Source organism: Paenibacillus sp. AK002 (genome assembly GCF_053903045.1).
The window spans coordinates 3022550-3041541 of the sequence record NZ_CP096377.1 but is presented as its reverse complement, the minus strand read 5'-3'; the positions used below and the strand labels follow the sequence as shown (position 1 = coordinate 3041541).

Genomic DNA, 18992 nt, shown 5'->3' with positions numbered 1-18992 from the left:
AGATATGATCCTTATTTCCCTAATGTTTCAAGCTTCAGCTTGGCTGGTCCCGGCAGCTCACTGGCCTGTACCTCTTGATAGGAGCTGACGCCTGTTTTTTTGACATAGACACGCAAGTAAGCTTCCTTACGCAGCTCTTTCTGCGCTGTAAAGGTCAATGTTTTTGCCGCTCCCTCTTTATCAAAGCCCTCCAGGTTGTATTCATAGTAAACGTATTTTTCTCCGTTATCCGATTTATCCTCTACCCGTGTACCTTCTTGAACCTGCACAAAATATTGATCCGTACCGAGGCGGTTTAAGTTCACGTTCTGAATGAAGATGATAAATCCGATTAGGAGGACGGCTAAAACGCCGCCGAAGATCATTGTTTTTTTCATGGTTACTCTCCCCTTGTTAATAAATCTATTTGTTATTCGTTACGATTCTGTAGTAGGCATTCACGGTTACCACATAGTAGATGAGATAGATGCAAGTATACACGCCCATACAGATCACGACCGGTATCACCAGATTCATGTTTAGAAGCCTGGACAAGGCTATCAATGCTACCGAGCAGTGAGCGATGCCGGCGATGAGCGGCAGCGCGAAGATAAACAAAACCTGCTGGGCGATGGTCTTTCTGACCTCGCGTTTGTTTACGCCGATTTTACTTAATATCCGGTACCTTGCCTTGTCCGAGTTGGCTTCGGTTAATTGCTTGAAATATATGATGCTGCCCGTCGCCGTAAGGAACACGAGCCCCAGGAATCCTCCCATAAATATCAACAGGCCCGACGATTCCATTCCTCTTGCATAATCCTGATAATAGCTGGCGAATGCCGCGCTTTCCGGCAGGACGCCCTCAATTTGCTCCGTTAACTGCTTCGCTTGGTCCTGATTCGATATGCCGTATGCTTCCAGGCTGTATGACTTTGTCTCCTTCTCCAACTTCTCAAATAACTCATCGCTTAAGACGATGGTGGAGTACACCGTCCCCATGTTCAGCACACTGAATTTCTTCAATTCCTTAAACGTTATATCATGCTCCTGTTCGTTCTGCGTAAGCTTCACCTTCGAGCCCACATATGCCGGCGATATGCCTTCGTAATAAGCCGGGTCCAGCACAGCAGCCTCATCACCCTTCAATTCCATGGCTTCCTTGCGGCCCTGCAACTTCGCCAGCTCGTTAAAATCCTGATTGGATATGGCGCTGTAGGTCTGCATGTCATGCGAGAATGCCGCATCAAGTCCGCTGACATCGGCATCCAATTCAAGGACAGGCACTTTTGCATGGTACAACAGCTCGTGGTCCGATGAGGAAGCGATCAGCTCGTCGATTCGCTTGGTTGTCCCGCCATCGCCGTTAATAAACGTCATGCTGTTCGGGTTTGCTAGCGAGGCATTGCTTGCATTGCTGTAATAAAAGCTGTAAGCCGTTCCGACGGCGGTTAGCGTCGTTGCGCTGAGCACCGCGATGATGGTTAGCGTACGCGCATTGCCTTTGATGCGATATAGGAGCTGGGAGATGCTGATGATGTTCATCCCGTTCCAAAATCTGTTCTTGTTATTTCTGGATAATTTCAACAAGGTTACGGTCAGGGTACTGAATAGCAGATACGTACCGATAATCACCGTCATGAGAATGACGAGCGGCGTTAGCATGAATCCCATCGCTGCCCAGACCTTGGATTGCAGCAAATTCTGCAGGGCCAGCCAGTAACCGGTGCCAACGAATACCAGCGACAATAAGGCGGTAATCCATGAAGCCTTCGGTTCCTGCTCTCCCTCCTGATCCGCATGAAACAATTCGATCAATTTGAACCGGTAGATCAATCGGTACCCCTGCAACGATGTAATTAGCGTTATGATCATGAACACGATGGTTGTGTTGATGATGGCCTCGGGGGATATCGAAAAGCTTGCTATCGCGTCGTAACCCATCACCTTCATTAACAGGGAAACGAAAAATCTGGCGAGCACGGAACCGAGGGCAATCCCGGCCAACAAAGCCAGCACGCCCATCAGAAAGTTTTCATAAAATAACATCAGCCCGATCTGTTTCTTCCTCACGCCGAGCAGCGAATATAGTCCGACTTCTTTCTTGCGTTTGCGGGTAAAGAACGAGTTGGAATACCAGATGAAAACAGCCACGAATATGATCAGCACGACGGCGGCGGCGCTAAAGGCCGAACTGATTTTGGTCGACCCCTCCGCAGCGGACTGTATCGCCGTATCATATTTCAATGAAACAAAAGTGAAGTAAATGACGATACTAAATATCATCGAGGCGAAATACAAAAAGTAATTCGCGAGATTTTTGCGGATGTTTTTTCTGGCAATGCTAAACAGTGTCATCATGCTCACCCCCAAGCGCGGCCAGCACTTCGAGTATTTGATCAAAAAACACCTTGCGCAATTGGTCTTCTCGATGAAGCTCCTGATACAGCCGACCGTCTTTTATGAAAATGACGCGTTTGCAGAAGCTTGCCGCATAGGCATCGTGAGTGACCATCAGGATGGTGGAATAATGATACTCATTGAGTTTCTTTAAGCTTTGCAGCAGGCTGGCCGCCGACTTGGAATCCAGCGCCCCTGTCGGCTCGTCCGCCAGGATCAGGCTAGGATGGGCAACGATGGCGCGCGAGGCAGCGGTACGCTGCTTCTGGCCGCCCGAGATGTGATAAGGATATTTGCCTAAGATGTCGCGAATGCCGAACGTGTCGGCGATTTCGTTAACCCGCTTCTCAATCTCCGCGGCAGGCACCTTGGACAATGCCAGCGGCAGCACTATATTTTCTTTGACGGTCAGGGTATCCAGCAGGTTGTAGTCCTGAAATATGAATCCAAGCTGATTCCGGCGAAAATCGGATAACTGTTCCTCATTCATCGACAGGATATGTTGCCCGGCAATGGTAATATCGCCTGCCGTCGGTGTATCGATCGTCGAGAAGATATTCAGCAGCGTCGATTTGCCCGCCCCGGAGGGTCCCATAATGCCGACAAACTCGCCTTCCTGAATCTCAAGATTGATATCTTGCAATGCCGTATATGAATTTCCTTGGATGCCGAATGTTTTTTCTACATGTTTTGCCTGTAATATGGTTGTCATATGGCTTCTCCTTCAAGTCGTCGTTTGTTAAACACAGATGTAATTATAGAAGGCGAACCTTACACGATTTTTATACGAACCTTACATAAAGCTTAACAAAACAGCACTAACGACTCGGACTCATCAACGAGCATCCATGGAGGGGTATAAACGATGACATCTCCCGACCTCGAAACCATCCGGCAGCGACTGCCGGGCTGGCTGAAAGCAAGCTCGCCATGCTCAGACAGAGGCAAAGTCGCCTCTTACATTCCCGAACTGTCCAAAGCTCCACATGATGCCTTGGGCATTACCCTTCTAAGCGCTCAGGGAGAATCCGTCACAGCCGGGGATTGCGGGCTTCGCTTTACGATGCAAAGCATCTCCAAGGTATTCACGCTGCTCCTGGCACTGATGGACAACGGAGAGGAAACCGTTTTTGGCAAGGTTGGCATGGAGCCGACCGGAGACAACTTCAATTCCATGCTGAAGCTGGAGCTGGTTCGGCCCGGCATTCCCTTCAATCCGATGATTAATGCAGGCGCGATTACCGTTTCTTCCTTGATTAACGGAAACAGCCCGTACGAGAAGTCAGGCAGAATTCTTCAGTTTCTTAAAGAGCTATCCGGGAACGCCGACTTGGATTATGATATGGGCGTTTACCGCTCGGAATCGGATACCGGGAATTTAAATCGTTCCATAGCGTTCTTTTTGAAAGAAAACGGGGTTCTCAGCGGAGATGTTGAAGAGGTGTTGGAGGTATACTTCAGGCACTGCTCCATTGTTGTGGATTGTGCCGATTTAGCCCGAATGGGGTTAGTCCTGGCCTGCAGCGGTTTGGATCCGCTAACCGGCAAAACGCTCATTCCTCGCAGGTATGTTCAAATCGCCAAGACGTTTATGACGACATGCGGGATGTACAACGCGTCGGGCGAATTTGCCATTCAGGTAGGATTGCCGGCCAAAAGCGGCGTTTCAGGGGGCATATTAACATTAGTACCGGGACGCTACGGGATCGGCGTGGTAGGCCCGGCACTGAATGATAAAGGGAACAGTTATGCCGGCGTGCATCTCCTGCAAACCTTGTCCCGGGAGATGGACTGGAGTATGTTCTAAGTAAAAATCCCCCTAAAGCAGGAGCATATGCTTAAGGGGGATTATAAGGAAGATTCCGACTCTCTTCGGTCAAGCCCTCCTGCCATCTTCGTATGGATTCAACTGCTATTTTCTGAAAAATAATCTGCCAATCCGATCCGCGAACTCCTGCATATTCACGCTGGACGGATCAAGACGGTAATATCCGTTCTTCACGGCTTCCAATACCCAGAGCGGCAGCTTCTTGCCCTCAAGCAGCGGATATACATTGTCATAAGCCCACACGAGATGCTCCCATCGCTTGTCGTTGCCATCCTGAACATACTCGGATACATCGAGCACTTTCCCTCTGCCGTCCTGCAGCAGTACATTCTTCAAATGAATGTCCCGCGGGTTCAAGCCCTTGCTACGCACGAAGGAGCGTGCGGCTTCGACATCCTCTATGACCTGCCTAGGAACGGGCACACCATAGAGCAAGCAATCGTACAAGGTTAATCCGGATTCATGGCTGATCGCCACATAACGCTCGCCTGTCCCATAAAATACGGGAAAATAAGGACTGCCCATCAACTCTTGATAGACCTTGATCTCCGCTTCCTTCTTGGGCAGCGCCTCCACAGCATACAATTTATAAGCATATGCCGGCAAAGGTTCATAGACGAACACCGCAGCATCCGTGCCGATTCCGACACAGCGCAGATCATCCGATTCGCCTTCAATCGTTACCGGGTCGTTGGTGCCGTTCTTGATCACTTCCATACAAGCCAGCGCGGTTTCTGCCTGCTTCCATTGTTCGTTATTCATGGGCCACCTCATTTGGTGATTATGGACTTAAATCAGTATGATCGTACCATAATCGAGCCCTAAAAACATCTTTGCCGCCTTGCCGTACCATACGCACAAAAGATTGCAAAAAAACCGCGAAAGCGATTCGCGGTTTCTTGCCTGCTAACCTGAATATCGTTACTCAGGCTTCACGAAATATCCAATGCCAGCGGCATAATCCAGCATCTTTTCAAAAAACGGCTTGTCCGGCAAAGCGCACTTCACACCCGTGAAGCGGAGGAATTCTGAAGTTTGCGGACAAGTGTACCGGTAAACGGAATTCTTCGCCCCGTCGCCTTCAAACTGTGCCATGGCCAGCTCCAGGCCTTCCTTGTTCTTCGGCTGCTGCGGATCCAATAACCATGCCTCGTATTCCTTCCAGTCCATCAAGGAAATGTCATATCCATAATCTTTAAAGTGCTCCACCATATCCTCGTAAGGAATGGCAACCGGATTGCAGATATGGAATACTCGGCCGACGGTCTCTTGCTGAAGCAGCAGCGCAGCAATCGCTTCCCCCGCATAGTTAATCGGCGTAATATCCACTTGCCACTTCACGCTTGGCGCTTTCTTCAACAGCACCATCGCTTTCAGCATGCGATAAAACGCGTTGTTGTCTATGTTCTTCTGAAATCTTCCGTTCTCGGAGTGACAGGACAAATTGCCGACCCGGTATACCGCTGCCGGAATGCCTCGTTCTTTACCGGCTTTGATGACCACCTTCTCGGCCTCCAGCTTGCTGTTCGTATAGACATTCTCGATGGAAGACTCCTCGTAGCCCGCTCCGGCAACGATCGCCTCCCATTGGCCGCCCAGCGCCAGGTCCTCCGGAATGCCAAGCGTAGATATAAAATGGAAGCGGGTATTAGGTTTCTTTTGGGCCAAAGCTAGTAATCTGTCCGTGCTCTCAACATTAACTCGGGCAAAATAGCCGGCATCCCCGAAATGCTTCACCTCGGCTCCGCAATGGATGATGGAATCGATGCGCTCTTCAATCAGGGCAAGGTCTTCGGACCCAAGCCCCAGAGACTCCTGCTCCAAGTCGCCCTGAATCGCGATCACCCGCTTGTCCATTCGAGACTTGATGTCTTCGCCAAAATATCCCGTCATGACCTGCTCCAGGCGGACATACGGCTCCATCAGCTTTGACGGCCGAACCAGGCAATATACGGTTGCGGTGGATTGATACAGCAGTTCGTGCAGCAAATGAGATCCCAAATACCCCGTTGCGCCGGTTAGCAAAATATGCTGCTGGGTATACACCGCTTGTTCCGAAGCATGATTGATAGGGAAAGAAATCGGATACTCCGCCAAATCCTGAATCGGTAGATCCCGTTCAACCAATGGATCGACGAGGATATCCTGGCTGCCTAATTCCGCAACTCTCTCCGCTAGTTTCGCTATGGTTGGAAATACAAAGAAATCATTGATCTTCAACTGCGGATATCGAGGCTTAAGGAGGACCAGAATCTCCAGGATTTTCAGCGAATAGCCGCCGATATCGAAGAAATCGTCGTGAATGCCGATTTGGGTTTGTCCCAACGCTTTTTCCCAGGCTGCGGCGATATCCCGTTGGGTATCGTTAACCGGGGCTTCGTATGGGGAGTTATCCTCTTCCGCCTCCATCGACAGGTCGTATATAGCCAGCTTCTTGCGGTCTATTTTACCCGTCGGGGACAACGGCATTTCTTCCACGAAACAGATGTATTTAGGAACCATGTAACTCGGCACTTTCCGGCTTAAGAAATGTACCAATTCCTTGGCGGGGGCGGCCTGTCCGTCATGGGACGTGTAGAATGCCGCCAGCATTTTGCTTCCGTCCTCATCCGTTCTCGGAATGACTGCGATATCCTTCACGCATTCATGCTTTGCCAGATTGTCCTCGATCTCCCCGATCTCAATCCGGAAGCCTCTGATTTTCACCTGTGAATCTTTTCTTCCCCGGTATTCCACCTGCCCGTTCGGCAGCAACCGCACCAAGTCGCCCGAACGGTAGTACTGTTTGCCTGATTCGGGCGTTATCGGATCCAGAATGAAGGCTTCCTTGGTCTTCTCGGGCTGATTCAAATATCCCTTGGCTACGCCTACCGAGCAGATGAGCAATTCCCCCGTTACGCAAGTCGGACATAATTCATCATGTTCGTTTACAATATACAATTCATAGTTGGCAAAAGGCGTACCGATATACACGGTGGCCAGATCCTCCGAAATCGGATAATCCACGACATGTCCTGTTGCCACGACGGTCGTTTCGGTAGGGCCGTAAAGGTTCACGATTGGAATCGGAAGCTTCTTCCGGAACATGCGAACGGTTTCTCCCGCCAAAGCTTCCCCTCCGACCACGATCGTTTTAATGTTACGGTATTTGTGTGTGTCCTCCATCGGCAAATACGCTGCCAATTGATTGAAGAACACCGTAGGCAATATTGCGACGCGCGTCGCGTTGGTGTCTGCCACCGCTTCCGTAAAGGCGTCTATGGAGAAGCGCTGCTCATCCGATAGGAGATGGAGTCGAGAGCCGCAAGCCAGTGAGCCGAAAATATCGTAAACGGAAGCATCAAAGCTGAAGGTGGAATATTGAAGAATAATATCCTGTTCACTCATCTGCAAATTCTTCCGATTGGCCAGTGCCAGATTCACGACGCCTTGATGGGCGATCAATGCGCCCTTCGGTTTGCCTGTAGAACCGGACGTATAAATAATGTAGGCCAGATCATCGCCTGTCACGCCCACGCCGCAAGCTTCTGCCGGATAGGAATAGACATGGTCATCGAGACAGAAATATTCCGGCTTGGTTTGAACTTGGTCCAATAGTCCATTCAGTTTCGCCGTGAAATCCGGATGCGTCAGAATGATGTTTGATGCCGTGTCCTCGATAATATAAGCATTTCGTTCCTCCGGATGGGAAGGATCCAGCGGGATATAGGCTCCCCCGGCTTTGAGGACGCCGAGCATGCTGATAATCGTATCGAGGCTTCTCTTCATAAATATCGAGACGAACTGGCCTTTGCGCAGCCCCTTGTCTATGAGCATATGGGAAATTTGGTTCGACTGCCTGTCAAGCTGTTCGTACGTGATCTGCTCCTGGCCGGAAGATAATGCGATTCGCTTCGGATATTTCTCCACAACCGCAGCGAACATCGCCACAAGCGTCGGATCTTCCGGAAGCTCCATCTTCGTGTCGTTAAGGATTGCATAGGCATTCCGGTCCTCTTCCGTCAGCATAGGCAGACGGCTAACCGGCATCTCCTGATGCTCAAGAGCGGCTGCCGCAAGCAGCTCGAAGTGCCTGCTGAATTTTTCAATCGTTTCTTCTTTGAACAATGGCTGGGCATAGGAAACATAAAGTGTCCATTGATCCCTTTCCTCCTCCTGAACCACCCAGTTCAGCCCGCTTTCACCGTAGGCATAGCCGTTGCCGTTCCGGCCGTAAATCGTCCGCAGATGGAGCGGCTGACCGATAAAACCTTCGATGTCAGAAAGGGAAAGGCTGCTTGCTTCAATCTGTTCCATCTTGTCGGAAATTTGCTCATACAAACGTGCGAATGAATCATTTTCGCTTATGCTCACTCTTAGCGGAAGCAGATTGCCCTTCTCATTGTTCACGCCGATCAGCAAATCCGAATCGTGCGTCATGCGGTACAGAAACACCGCATAGCTTGTCAGCATCCATGGCTTGATGTTATACGCTTCGCGGAACCGCTGGATTTTACCGGTTTCGATACGAAGGGGAATCGCCATGCGATCGAAATCTTGATGCTGAAGATGCGCTGGACCATCGGTGTACAGATAGAATCCCGGTAAAGGTAGCTGCAGTTCATTCAACCAATATTCTTTGCCTTGTTCGATCATCAACGTAGTATTCAAAGGTTTCAGCTCCATCTTTTTCTATGCTTTTTCTATTCCGGCGTCTTTACACTCGCAGTCTGTTTACGAGGGCCTCCAGTTCGGCGGACACCTGATTGATCTGCTCGGCAGATTCGAAGATTTTGGCGAAGGAAGCCTGCTGCTCCTGGGCACTGATCCGGATCTCGCCCGACACGGTAGAGTTCTTCTCTGCGAGCTCAGCCAGTTGTTTAATCGCAGCGGTGATCTGTTCGGTCTCGGCCACCATCTGCTGGGTTGCTGCAGACACCTCTTGAATTTGGCTGGTTACCGTATCCGTGGCCACCAGCATGCCTTTGAACAGCTCACCGGTTTCTTTGACAACCTCCATCCCCTTGACGACGTTGTGTTCGCCTTCGCTGATGGCTTCTACCGCGGATGCCGTCTCATCCTGGATGTAACGAACCAATTCAATGATTTGGTCTGCCGATTTTCTCGATTCCTCCGAGAGCTTCTTCACTTCGCTGGCAACGACGGCAAAACCTCGGCCCTCTTCGCCCGCTCTGGCCGCCTCGATTCCTGCATTGAGCGATAACAAATTCGTCTGAGAAGCGATTTCGGTAATAACCTGTACGATCTGTCCGATCTCATGGGAGCGGTTCTGCAGCTTTTCGATGATATGCACCGAATTTTTGACCGAATGATCAATCGAATTCATCTGCTCAATCACCTGTTCCACATTGTGGTTCCCCCGTTCCGACTGCGCCTTCATCTGGATGGATATTTCGGATAAATCCGATGTATTGCCGGCAATCGTCGATACGCCGGATGAGATTTCCTCAAGCGAAACCACGCTTTCCGTAATGGAAGTGCTCTGCACAGCGACCCGTTCGGACATTTCCTCCATGTTCTTGGTAATCGCCGAAGAATTGTTATTGTTGACTTCCACGGCCGAGAAGAGGAACTTGGACTGCTCAGCAGATTGCTCCGATACCGATTTGATTGTGGTAACAAGCTCATTGATATGATTCACCGTCGTATTGAACTTGGCATTGACCTGCCCGAGTTCATCATCGCCTGCTTTTAACTGGACCGTGAAATCGCCTTTGCTCAGCTTGTCCAGCGCTCCCATTAAAGCCTGAATCGGGGCGAATGTGCGTCTAATCGTGAAGTACTGCAGGGCCAATACGATCAGCAGGGTGATCAACAGCGCAAAAAGCGTGTTGGTGAGCAATTCCTGCTTCCCGGAGGCGATCAAGCTGGCATCCACGTCGATGCCCATGTAAGCGAAAATTTCTCCGTTCGAATTCTGGAAGGGATGCAGCACGGTGATCCACGTCCCGTAATTGTCTGTATACGCTTTGGTATAGACGATTTTTTTCGTTTTCATCATTTCACGGACCGCGTCGGCATGAATCTTCGGCTGTTCGTATAAGTCGCCCAGATTCAAATTCTCTTCGGCAAACATGTCGAGCACCGCCGTAGGCATAGCGATAATCGAGGTCTTGTTGCCGTCCTCCAGCTCAGGTCCAAAAATATATCCTTGCGCGATGTTAGGATACGTAACGGACAGCTCATCAAACGTGCCGGTTAGCTTCTTCTGGATGTCCGAATTCCGGTCGGTGGAACCTTTAACCGCTTCAGCATCTTGAACGGATACGGACTTGACCAAAGTATCCATGATTTTCCCCGAATCGGATTGCAGCTGCTTGGTCAGCACATTGTCCTGGATATAAAAGCTTGCACCAATGACGATGGCGCCCGTGATCATGATATAGAGACTCGTCCATATCATGTTTCTTGTAACAATGCTAAGGTTTTTGAAACGCATTCCTTTAGAGAACGTTTTTGGCTTACTCACTCGGTGTCTCTCCTTTTGATAACTCATATGTATTTTCAAATATAACAGGGATCCCTTTTAACTCACTTTTCGCATCACCTGCTTTCCTGGATACAATGAAAATTTCAGGGATTTTTCGTAATACTTGACCGTTTTCAAAATTGTTCAGATGTAAAGAAGCGCATTTCTTCCTCCGTTATGATTTTGGTAAAGGGTTATTTCTCGAAAACCTCTTGTTATGCGAAACGGGGGAACAACGATGCATTGGCTCTACATGGTTCCATAACCTTACATCTTTTGTACTATTAATAGATCGGCTATTTCATGTCGATTTTTAATACTTTAGTAATATTCGAATGCAAATAAGTCCCGGTTTTCGACAATTATTCGAACTTTCATCCGAAGGGATCTCATGAAGCAGCATCACAAAATAAACGCAAAAAGGCGATATTCCGATAAGTCAGAAGACTTTGGAATATCGCCTAATGCATTCATTGCATGAATAAGAGACCTAGTTAACGAAATTCATGATTTGGTTTAATTTTCGCTCTAACTCCCCGAACTGTACGAATCGATCTTCCCTTACAAGCTCTTTGCCCTCTACGAATAGGAGGAGCGCTGGTGCGGTGAATATCAAAAATTTCGAGGCGATTTCCCCTACCGCTTCGGCCTGGATACGGCCCAGCGAGATACGCGGGAACTGGGTTAACAGTTCTCTAAGTTTGGGTAGTATCGCATGGCATACGCTGCAATCTTCCCGGGATACATATACAAAACTGAAGGTGTGATCTTCAATAAATCGTTCGATCGCCTCGATGGATGTCAGTTCTTCCAGATCTTTCATTATGAACACCTTGCTTTCCGTCGACTTGCAGGCTGTTGTTCAGTCCAGAACGGCTGTGATGTGCTCCGTTGTTACCGCCCAATGGGAAGCCGTCCAGTACTTCGCTTGGTCCTTCACGTAGATGATTTGCGGCGATTCATGCTTCACGTTCAAATCCTCGGCGATTTTATTGGAAACCGGACGGGATTCGATGACTTTGACCAAGGTGTAATCCACATCGCCGTTTGGCGTCTTTTTCAAATAAGATTCAAACTCTGCCAAAGCGTTGGCGCTAACCGGGCATGTCGTGCTGTGCTTCAAAATGACTTGACCGCGTTCGGAGGATTTTTTCAGAATGTGGTCCCATTCTTCCAGTGTCGTGATTTCATTCCATAACATATGATTTCTCCCCTTAGATGTGATATTTCGCATTGCATTCATTATACAACCATTAGCTATTATACACATAGATTCCGCTATTTTTCATATGAAGGTTCAATTGATCCTAAGTCTATGCTGGTATTACTCCTCATCCGACACCCGAATCGTGTTACGACCGGAGCGTTTGGCTTCGTATAGCGAGCGATCCGCCTGCTTTAATACCTTCTTTAATTCAGTATCCCACCAAGCTTCTTCTGCTTCCGCATCGACTGTGCCGTTATGTGAGCTTGTCTTCACCGCGGCAACGCCGAAGCTGGCTGTAATCATCAGCGGTCCTTGCGGCGTAGTCATCGGCTGCGCGAGCAGCTTGGCACGGATCCGCTCCGCAGCTGCTGTTGCCTCCGAAGTCGAGTGACCGGGCATGGCAACGGCGAACTCTTCGCCGCCATAACGGGCGAACAGGTCCTCAGCCCGCAGTGTCTTCCGCGTTAATTCGACGATGTGCTGCAGGGCTTGGTCGCCAATATCGTGGCCGTAAACATCGTTGATCCGTTTGAAATGGTCGATATCGAACAGCAGGAAAGCGAGTGGCTCACGATTCCGAACCGCCTGATTCAGAAGGGCGTAACTGAGTTTCATAAAGTGCGAGCGGTTATAGATTCGAGTCAAACCATCGTAGTAGGCCATCTGCCGCAGCTCTTCTTGAAGACGCGCCTTATCGGTTACGTCGATCAGGACGATTAATCGTCCAGCCTCTCGCCCTCTCTGGTTGCGAACGGTAGAAGACCTGATCTGATAATGAAGCGAATGATTTCCTAATTGCCAGCGAATCTCTTCAATGTCCGCTTCTCCCTTATCCGGACCTTCCCGTTCCCCCATACCGAAAATGGGCTCTGCGGTGTGAAGCTGCCACATCTCATGTAACGGTTCTCCAATGGCCGAAGGGCTCAGCTCCGGCATCATGGTTGCCGCAGCCGGATTGAAGTCAACCAAACGGTTGTCCAGATCCAATACGAGGACGCCCTCCCGCATGCTCGAAAAGAGATTATCCCTCGCTATCGGCGCCACATGAAACAAACCCTTGGATGTCAATGCCCAGAGATAAAGGGCCGAGGTCAACGTCATGATGACGGGGATCGGGTCCATACCATCGGGCGTGAGTCCGCCAAGATAGAGAAAATCGCCGATAAGGGGCAGGACAAGACCAACCAGCATCGTGCCCAGCTGAAAGCGGTAGGATGGCATCTTGCGCCAGCTGCGAAGCAGCAGTACGACCCCGCCTATCAAGCAGGCGAAAGTGTAGGCGCCCTGAATGATATACCAGGGTCCGGCTACGATATCCACCTTCAAAGCGGAAACGTCCGGCCGTAATAGAATATCCCGATAATATAGATGATGTAGTTCGTTGGTCATAACAAGCAGCAGGGTTACGACCGGTATGACAAACATTGAAATCAGCAGGCCGGGTCTCAAATATCGTTCCATGCCCAAATAAGTCAGAATGATCAATAAATTAAGGGGCGGCAAGAACGGCATCCCTAGATATTCAAACTTGATCCAGAACTGAATCTCTTGAAGCGAACGGCTGGACAATTCGAGTGCAGCACCGAATGTATAAATCGCGGCCAGCATGCTGAAGATGAAGAAGGTTTTTACCGTTGCAAGCTTCGAGCGTCCTGACAGCACGTAAAGACCCATGATAATGTTCAATACGCCTGCCGTGACGATCAGCGTAATAACAGCGGAGTAAGGTGTTCCCATTATGTAGGCTCCAAATCTGCGTGTGATGAGTCGGCCATGATAACCGATCGAATCTTATTCCGATCGTACCATAGTACACCTATCGGAACAATGTTCCATCTGTTGGAAGCTTGATACCCGCTGTTGCAAACGATGCGCTCTCGTGAAAGGTACCGCTGACTTCGGTCCTCTTGCCCGACGCTCCTCCATGCGGGATGAATTGCAAAAAGGAACCGCAAGTTCGCGGTTCCTTTTGCTATTTTGAATTTCGGGCTTTCACGATCAAGAAATGAGGATTCGTCATTAATCGATCATACCATTTTGCCATCCAGGCCTCCGCCTCCGGCTTGTCTTTAAACTCTAAGCTCGGCTGCGGCTCGACAATCTCTTCGATGCTAAAACAGGAGGAAGTCACGTTGATGATTTCTTGCATCGGTCTTCTATAGAAAGCGACCTCGACGGGTCCGGACTCCGGTTTGTTCCAAATCTCCGTCAGCAGCTCTCGTGCAAAGTAGTCTTGCCGGTCAAAATGCTTAAAATCCATAAAGGGATGATGCACGGAGAAAATCAAGCTGCCTCCTGGTTTCAGCACCCGCTGAAATTCGCGAAAGGTTGGCAGCCACTCCTCAATGTAATGAAGCGTCAATGAACTTACGATGTAATCGAAAGCTTCATCTGCAAATGGCAGGGCCTCAGTCAGATCGAATGCAGCGATGGTCGCTTCACTGCCCACTCGCCTTTTGCAGGCTTCAATCATCGACGGGCTCAGATCGATCGCCGTTACCCTAGCCCCCCGTTGAATCAATTGCTCCGTATACCACCCGGCGGCACATCCGGCATCCAATACGGTCATCCGCTCCATGTTCTTCGGCAGCATCCGGAGCATGGCCGGCCTCTCGTAAAAGGCATTGTGCCCGCTCTGCGAATCCACATGCCGTTCGTAGTCCCCAGCCAGCTTGTCGTATGCCTTCAAAACCTTCTCCTTCATGGTTCCATAACCTCCATATGTACCTGCTGAATTCCTGGTCCTCTACCATTGCTGCGCCTTATAATCGCACTAACACGTTTGATTGACGATCAGCTTGAGTACAGGGAACAATACGTACGCTCGAAATTGTTGGCCAGCAGATCTTCCTTTCGAATGAAAAATTGCAGTTCCCCCGCATCCCACCAGCAAAAACCGACATCGTCGTCCGAATCGACAGCCAGCAGCAGCACCGTATCCTGAATTTCCTGCTGCGCGCGTTCCGCGCTGCCGCCGCAATGCTTGGTGATCTGCTGCATGGCTGCATCCATAGAGTAATTGTACTCCGAACCGGTTAACAGCATGAGCGCAGCCTCAAACTCGCAATCGCCGTGCTGGGTAGAAGGGTAGCCAAAGATGGTCCCGACGTCGCCGGAATCGAGGCCCGTCAATTGGAAGCACAGCTCCTCGTATGATTCATAATCATGCTCGTCATCCTCGATGAGCTCATCATCCACATAGCCGTAATTAGGCGGCTCCAGCGTGGCTCGGGCTTCCACACGGTAGCCGGTGAACACCTCATCTAACGCGGTTTCCTCGGGAGCGCGTCGGCGAACCGCTCCCGAACTCTGACCCTCGGGTAGATAGAGCACACGGTGCTCAATGTTATAGGCGGGTTCATCCACGCCAACGAAGAAATACAGCATTCCGCTTGTCGGCAGCGAGCTAGTGGCGTCCTGGACTGCCACATCCTTCAACTGCAGCTGTGCCAGAAACGTCATCGGTGTTCCCTCCGAATTGAGGGGCCACTCCACCTCTTCGGGAAGATCCGGGTCACCTCCAAAGCGCGAGTTGTTTGACTTGGCATAGTCCTCCAGCTTCTTTTTGGATAATCGTACGCCTTGCCGCGTATGCTCGATTAAATACTCTGCGGCATGTTCGAATTGATGCTCCTTGATGATATTCTGCATTTTGCTCAAATTTTGTTCGGTTAGCTTCATCGTTCGGTTCCTCATCTTTGCATAGAATTTAATCTGACATGATTACGAATTAACCCTAATCCGAAGTCACTTGTTACTCTTCCTTAAAGAGATCTTGAATGATCGACTTATCATAGCCATTGGTGATCCTGTAGGTCCATGAATATTTCTTATGTATGCCTCTATACGGAGAAATCCGGACGATATCCGGTTCCGTATAATGGATTAGATAGTGCTTGTATTCGACATCAATCCAGATCCAGTAATCCGTCCCCCCTGGATATTGGTCGATCCTTTGTAACTTCGCATCGGAGAAGCTGCTCAGGATCCGTTCAATGGTTGCCGGATCGGAAATGCTTAGTCGCTCCTCATCGTAAGAACTGCCCCTTCTCTCAATGATAATTTTATCTATCTTCTGCGTGTCATGGATCTGATTGCCCATCAACTCCTTGTAGGTCGTTCTGGATTGAACCAATGAAAAGACCGCTCCCGACAATATGATCAACGCCACGATTGAAAAAAAAACACGCCATGACCTGTCACTCATCGCGATACCGCCTTGATTCCCTCTAGGTTACGGGCGATCTTACTCACTTTTATCGTATCCTCCTCCACTTATGCACGTTAATGGCACGGCACTCTCATAATATAAACCCCATCAGCCAAGGTTTAGTTGCCGGATAATTTAACATCTTTTGGTTTGATCTGTCAATCCTCCCTACAAAAGAATGCCGAATCTCTAAATGGACATGAATGTCCTCCGGAATTCATGAAACAAGCGGCAGACCGAACGCCTATCGTTCAATCTGCCGCATCGTGGAAAATCGCTATGGGTGGTCGAAGAACACTCAGCCCTTTACTTGAACTCGATTATAAATGGCTGTTGATCCGTGGGTTCGATCGCAACCGGCCCCTTCTCTTTGGAATAATTTTTGCGGCCGTTCACGAGCAGCCGGCGATGGTCCGGACTCCAATACATCTTAGAAGGTATGACCCCATGATAGATGGGCTCTGCGCTCAGCACATTCTTCCCTTGAAGCTTACCTGCATAAATCGTATCCTCCCCGTTCTGGGAATAGGCGACATATTTGCGATCCTGCGAGAACTCAAAGCTGTCCACCTTCTCCAGCAGAATGGACAGCTCGTGATTTCTGCGGTCATATACGTACAAGGTTCCCTCCGTTCCTAAAAAAACGAATTGGTCATCGTTCAACCATGCGGCTTGGTCTGCCCCGATTTCATGCTCATACTGAACATCAATCGTATTGCCGTTGACGGCTCCCATAGCAATTCGACGACCGTGACCGTATTCATCCAGAACGATGAGCACCATCTTCCCGTCATCCGAGACAATCACTTTCAAGGGAAGGGCTTCCGTTTCAAGACCCTTCAACCGATAAACGCGTGCCGATTCCGCTTGCGTATCATAAATCCCGATACTGGACTGCCTTTTGTTTGATTCCATCACCATATAGCTTACGAACCGGCTGTTGCCGGACCAAGCCGGTTCCTCAAACCATAGCTCCTGATTGGCTTCTGTCGTAGCTTCGAGGCTTTCCACCTCCCCGCCCGGATATGCTGTCAATTGCAGAAAAACGCCCTCCTCCGTTTTGGCAATTCCTGAAACATATTTTCCATTGGGGGACAATTGATACGAGAACTTTTTCATTTCAATCTCTAACAAATGGTCGGCTCGCTCGTACGGGGGGGAAAAACGCTGCAAGCTCAATTTCGCCGCATTTACTGCTTCGGTTACATAAAAAAGACCGATCACCGACTCGGATGATGACCAGCCGAGCAATTCACCTTGTTCCTTGGATTCTGGCATTCGATAAATCGTCCTCACTTGGAAAGGCCGGCTTCCCTCGTCCACGGCTTGTTCCGGTTCCGCGCCGGGGATAATGATGGTCTCTGATTGCAGTCCGCTTGAACAGCCTGTCAGTATAATTAAGGCAATAGCAATGCATAAAACAAGCCCTTTATATCGATATCTCATTGGACAGCCTCCGCCTTTACATAAGGAATTTCAACGTAGACGACAGTATGAAAATTCTCGCTGATGATACGGATGGTTCCGCCGTGATCATCGACGATGGATTTAACGATACTGAGGCCCAGACCCACACTGCCCTCTTCCTTCTGCTTCTGGCTCACCGAGTAGAACGGCTGAAAGACGTTTGCAAGCTCGTCCGCCGGTATGGGTTCTCCGGGATTATCGAAGGTATAACGAACGCTTCCGTCCGCACGCTCAGCCTTGACGGTAATTTCCGATTGGGCAGCACTGTATTTGATGGCATTATCCAGAAGATTGATAAAGAGCTGGCGCAACCGGTCTGGCTGGCCAAGCACGAAGGACCCTTCCTCTGCCTCGCAAATGATGCTCTTTTTATAGCGCTTCGCCCGGAACGACATGGAATCAACTACATCGCGCAAAATTTTACCCGAATCCACAAGCTCTACATCCTCTTCACCAGGGTTGTGCTGCGATACTTCCAGCAGCCTTAGCACCATGCCATGCAGACGTCGGCTCTCTTCAACGATGTGATTCATGCCCTTATCGAAGAACTCCCGATCGTCATCCCCTTTCTCCCGAATGATCTCGGCATAACCCAGAATGGAGGTGAGCGGCGTTTTGAGTTCATGGGTCACATTGTCAAAAAAACGTTTCTCTTGCGCATTAAGCTCCTTCAAGCGATCCCGATCACGCTCAATCGTGGATATCTGGCTACCGATCCGATCGATCATGTCATTGAAATTCAGAGCCAGTTCGCCGATTTCATCTCTTCGCCGGAATCGGATTCGAACATCCAGGTTCCCGTTCTTTACTTCAGTGGAAGCGCGGGTAAGCTTCACTAACGGTATGGTAATATTCCTGGACAGCAAGTACGAGAACAGGAACGCTGCTCCGAATATGGCAAGCGCAATGTAAAAAATAATGTCCATGATTCGGCCGCTTTGTTCGTAGAGAAGGGTAAAATCCTTAGTAAACCTCAATATGCCGACCTTGACTCCGTCGATGATAACCGGATATGAATAGAGAACGGTTCCGCTGTTTCGGCCATAGGTGATGGTATAGGCCGTCTTTCCCTCGATCGCTTGGCGAAGATCCGCATCCGAGGGTCCCGAGAATCTTTTCTCGTCCGATGAGAACAATAACTTGCCGTCGACGGTGTACGCGCTGACATGGCTAGAGGTAGCATGTTTCAAATCATTTACCATTTCCTCGGCCATCTGCCCGAAATATAGCTTATTGTTCGTAAAATGATTGATAAGGAAAGCTTGCCTTACATATACATTGCTGTTGTTTTTAAGTCCGACCAGATCGGAAGTTACGATCTTCTGATTGCTTGTCCGAATGATCTCCTTGACGGTTTGATTAAGTACGAGGAACGACAGACTGAAGATCACAAAAAAACCAACAATAAACTTGGCTCTGATGGTCCGGATCATCT

The 18992-nt window shown here is 49.5% G+C and carries 15 protein-coding genes; 1 reads left to right on the top strand and 14 read right to left on the bottom strand.

What is annotated here, in order from left to right; all coding sequences use genetic code 11:
* Positions 1-11: 11 nt before the first annotated feature.
* From M1D70_RS13625 to M1D70_RS13615, 3 genes are read right to left on the bottom strand one after another with little or no spacing between them, the layout of a single operon-like run.
* Positions 12-377: a YxeA family protein gene (locus M1D70_RS13625; RefSeq protein WP_009592970.1), complete on the bottom strand. Its 366-nt coding sequence runs from the start codon at positions 375-377 to the stop codon at positions 12-14.
* A 25-nt stretch (positions 378-402) separates the two neighbouring features.
* Positions 403-2334: an ABC transporter permease gene (locus tag M1D70_RS13620; protein WP_456290433.1), complete on the bottom strand. Its 1932-nt coding sequence runs from the start codon at positions 2332-2334 to the stop codon at positions 403-405.
* Positions 2321-3088 (bottom strand): ABC transporter ATP-binding protein, encoded by a 768-nt coding sequence (locus tag M1D70_RS13615; RefSeq protein WP_456290124.1) that lies wholly within the window; start codon positions 3086-3088, stop codon positions 2321-2323. Before M1D70_RS13615 ends, M1D70_RS13620 begins: the two co-directional genes overlap by 14 nt.
* Positions 3089-3241: 153 nt before the next feature.
* Here M1D70_RS13615 and glsA point away from each other — a divergent pair, with 153 nt between their 5' ends.
* Entirely contained in the window at positions 3242-4183 is a 942-nt protein-coding gene (glsA, locus tag M1D70_RS13610; protein ID WP_456290123.1) for a glutaminase A, read from the top strand.
* A 105-nt stretch (positions 4184-4288) separates the two neighbouring features.
* Here the strand turns inward: glsA and M1D70_RS13605 are convergent, their stop codons facing one another.
* From M1D70_RS13605 to M1D70_RS13555, 11 genes are all read right to left on the bottom strand, one after another.
* Entirely contained in the window at positions 4289-4966 is a 678-nt protein-coding gene (locus M1D70_RS13605; protein ID WP_145035977.1) for a serine/threonine protein kinase, read from the bottom strand.
* Positions 4967-5125: 159 nt separating this feature from the next.
* Complete coding sequence (locus tag M1D70_RS13600) at positions 5126-8839, bottom strand: non-ribosomal peptide synthetase family protein (protein WP_456290432.1); 3714 nt, start codon at positions 8837-8839, stop codon at positions 5126-5128.
* A gap of 61 nt (positions 8840-8900) precedes the next feature.
* Positions 8901-10607 carry a methyl-accepting chemotaxis protein gene (locus M1D70_RS13595; protein WP_456290122.1) on the bottom strand — a complete coding sequence of 569 codons (1707 nt, stop codon included), beginning with the start codon at positions 10605-10607 and terminating at the stop codon, positions 8901-8903.
* 556 nt (positions 10608-11163) lie between these two features.
* Positions 11164-11496, bottom strand: coding sequence for a thioredoxin family protein (locus M1D70_RS13590; RefSeq protein ID WP_009591782.1), 333 nt, complete (start codon positions 11494-11496; stop codon positions 11164-11166).
* 39 nt (positions 11497-11535) lie between these two features.
* The gene (gene ytxJ, locus M1D70_RS13585; RefSeq protein ID WP_009591778.1) at positions 11536-11874 is read right to left on the bottom strand and encodes a bacillithiol system redox-active protein YtxJ; all 339 of its coding nucleotides are present in this window, start codon (positions 11872-11874) and stop codon (positions 11536-11538) included.
* A gap of 123 nt (positions 11875-11997) precedes the next feature.
* Positions 11998-13617 carry a histidine kinase N-terminal 7TM domain-containing diguanylate cyclase gene (locus M1D70_RS13580; protein ID WP_456290121.1) on the bottom strand — a complete coding sequence of 540 codons (1620 nt, stop codon included), beginning with the start codon at positions 13615-13617 and terminating at the stop codon, positions 11998-12000.
* A gap of 235 nt (positions 13618-13852) precedes the next feature.
* Positions 13853-14584: a class I SAM-dependent methyltransferase gene (locus tag M1D70_RS13575; RefSeq protein ID WP_456290120.1), complete on the bottom strand. Its 732-nt coding sequence runs from the start codon at positions 14582-14584 to the stop codon at positions 13853-13855.
* 89 nt (positions 14585-14673) lie between these two features.
* Entirely contained in the window at positions 14674-15561 is an 888-nt protein-coding gene (locus M1D70_RS13570; RefSeq protein WP_009591777.1) for a YwqG family protein, read from the bottom strand.
* Positions 15562-15634: 73 nt separating this feature from the next.
* Positions 15635-16087, bottom strand: a complete 453-nt coding sequence (locus M1D70_RS13565) for a hypothetical protein (RefSeq protein ID WP_456290119.1) — start codon at positions 16085-16087, stop codon at positions 15635-15637.
* A 309-nt stretch (positions 16088-16396) separates the two neighbouring features.
* Positions 16397-17536, bottom strand: a complete 1140-nt coding sequence (locus M1D70_RS13560; protein WP_456290118.1) for a hypothetical protein — start codon at positions 17534-17536, stop codon at positions 16397-16399.
* Complete coding sequence (locus tag M1D70_RS13555; RefSeq protein ID WP_456290117.1) at positions 17533-18990, bottom strand: ATP-binding protein; 1458 nt, start codon at positions 18988-18990, stop codon at positions 17533-17535. Before M1D70_RS13555 ends, M1D70_RS13560 begins: the two co-directional genes overlap by 4 nt.
* Positions 18991-18992: the final 2 nt, after the last annotated feature.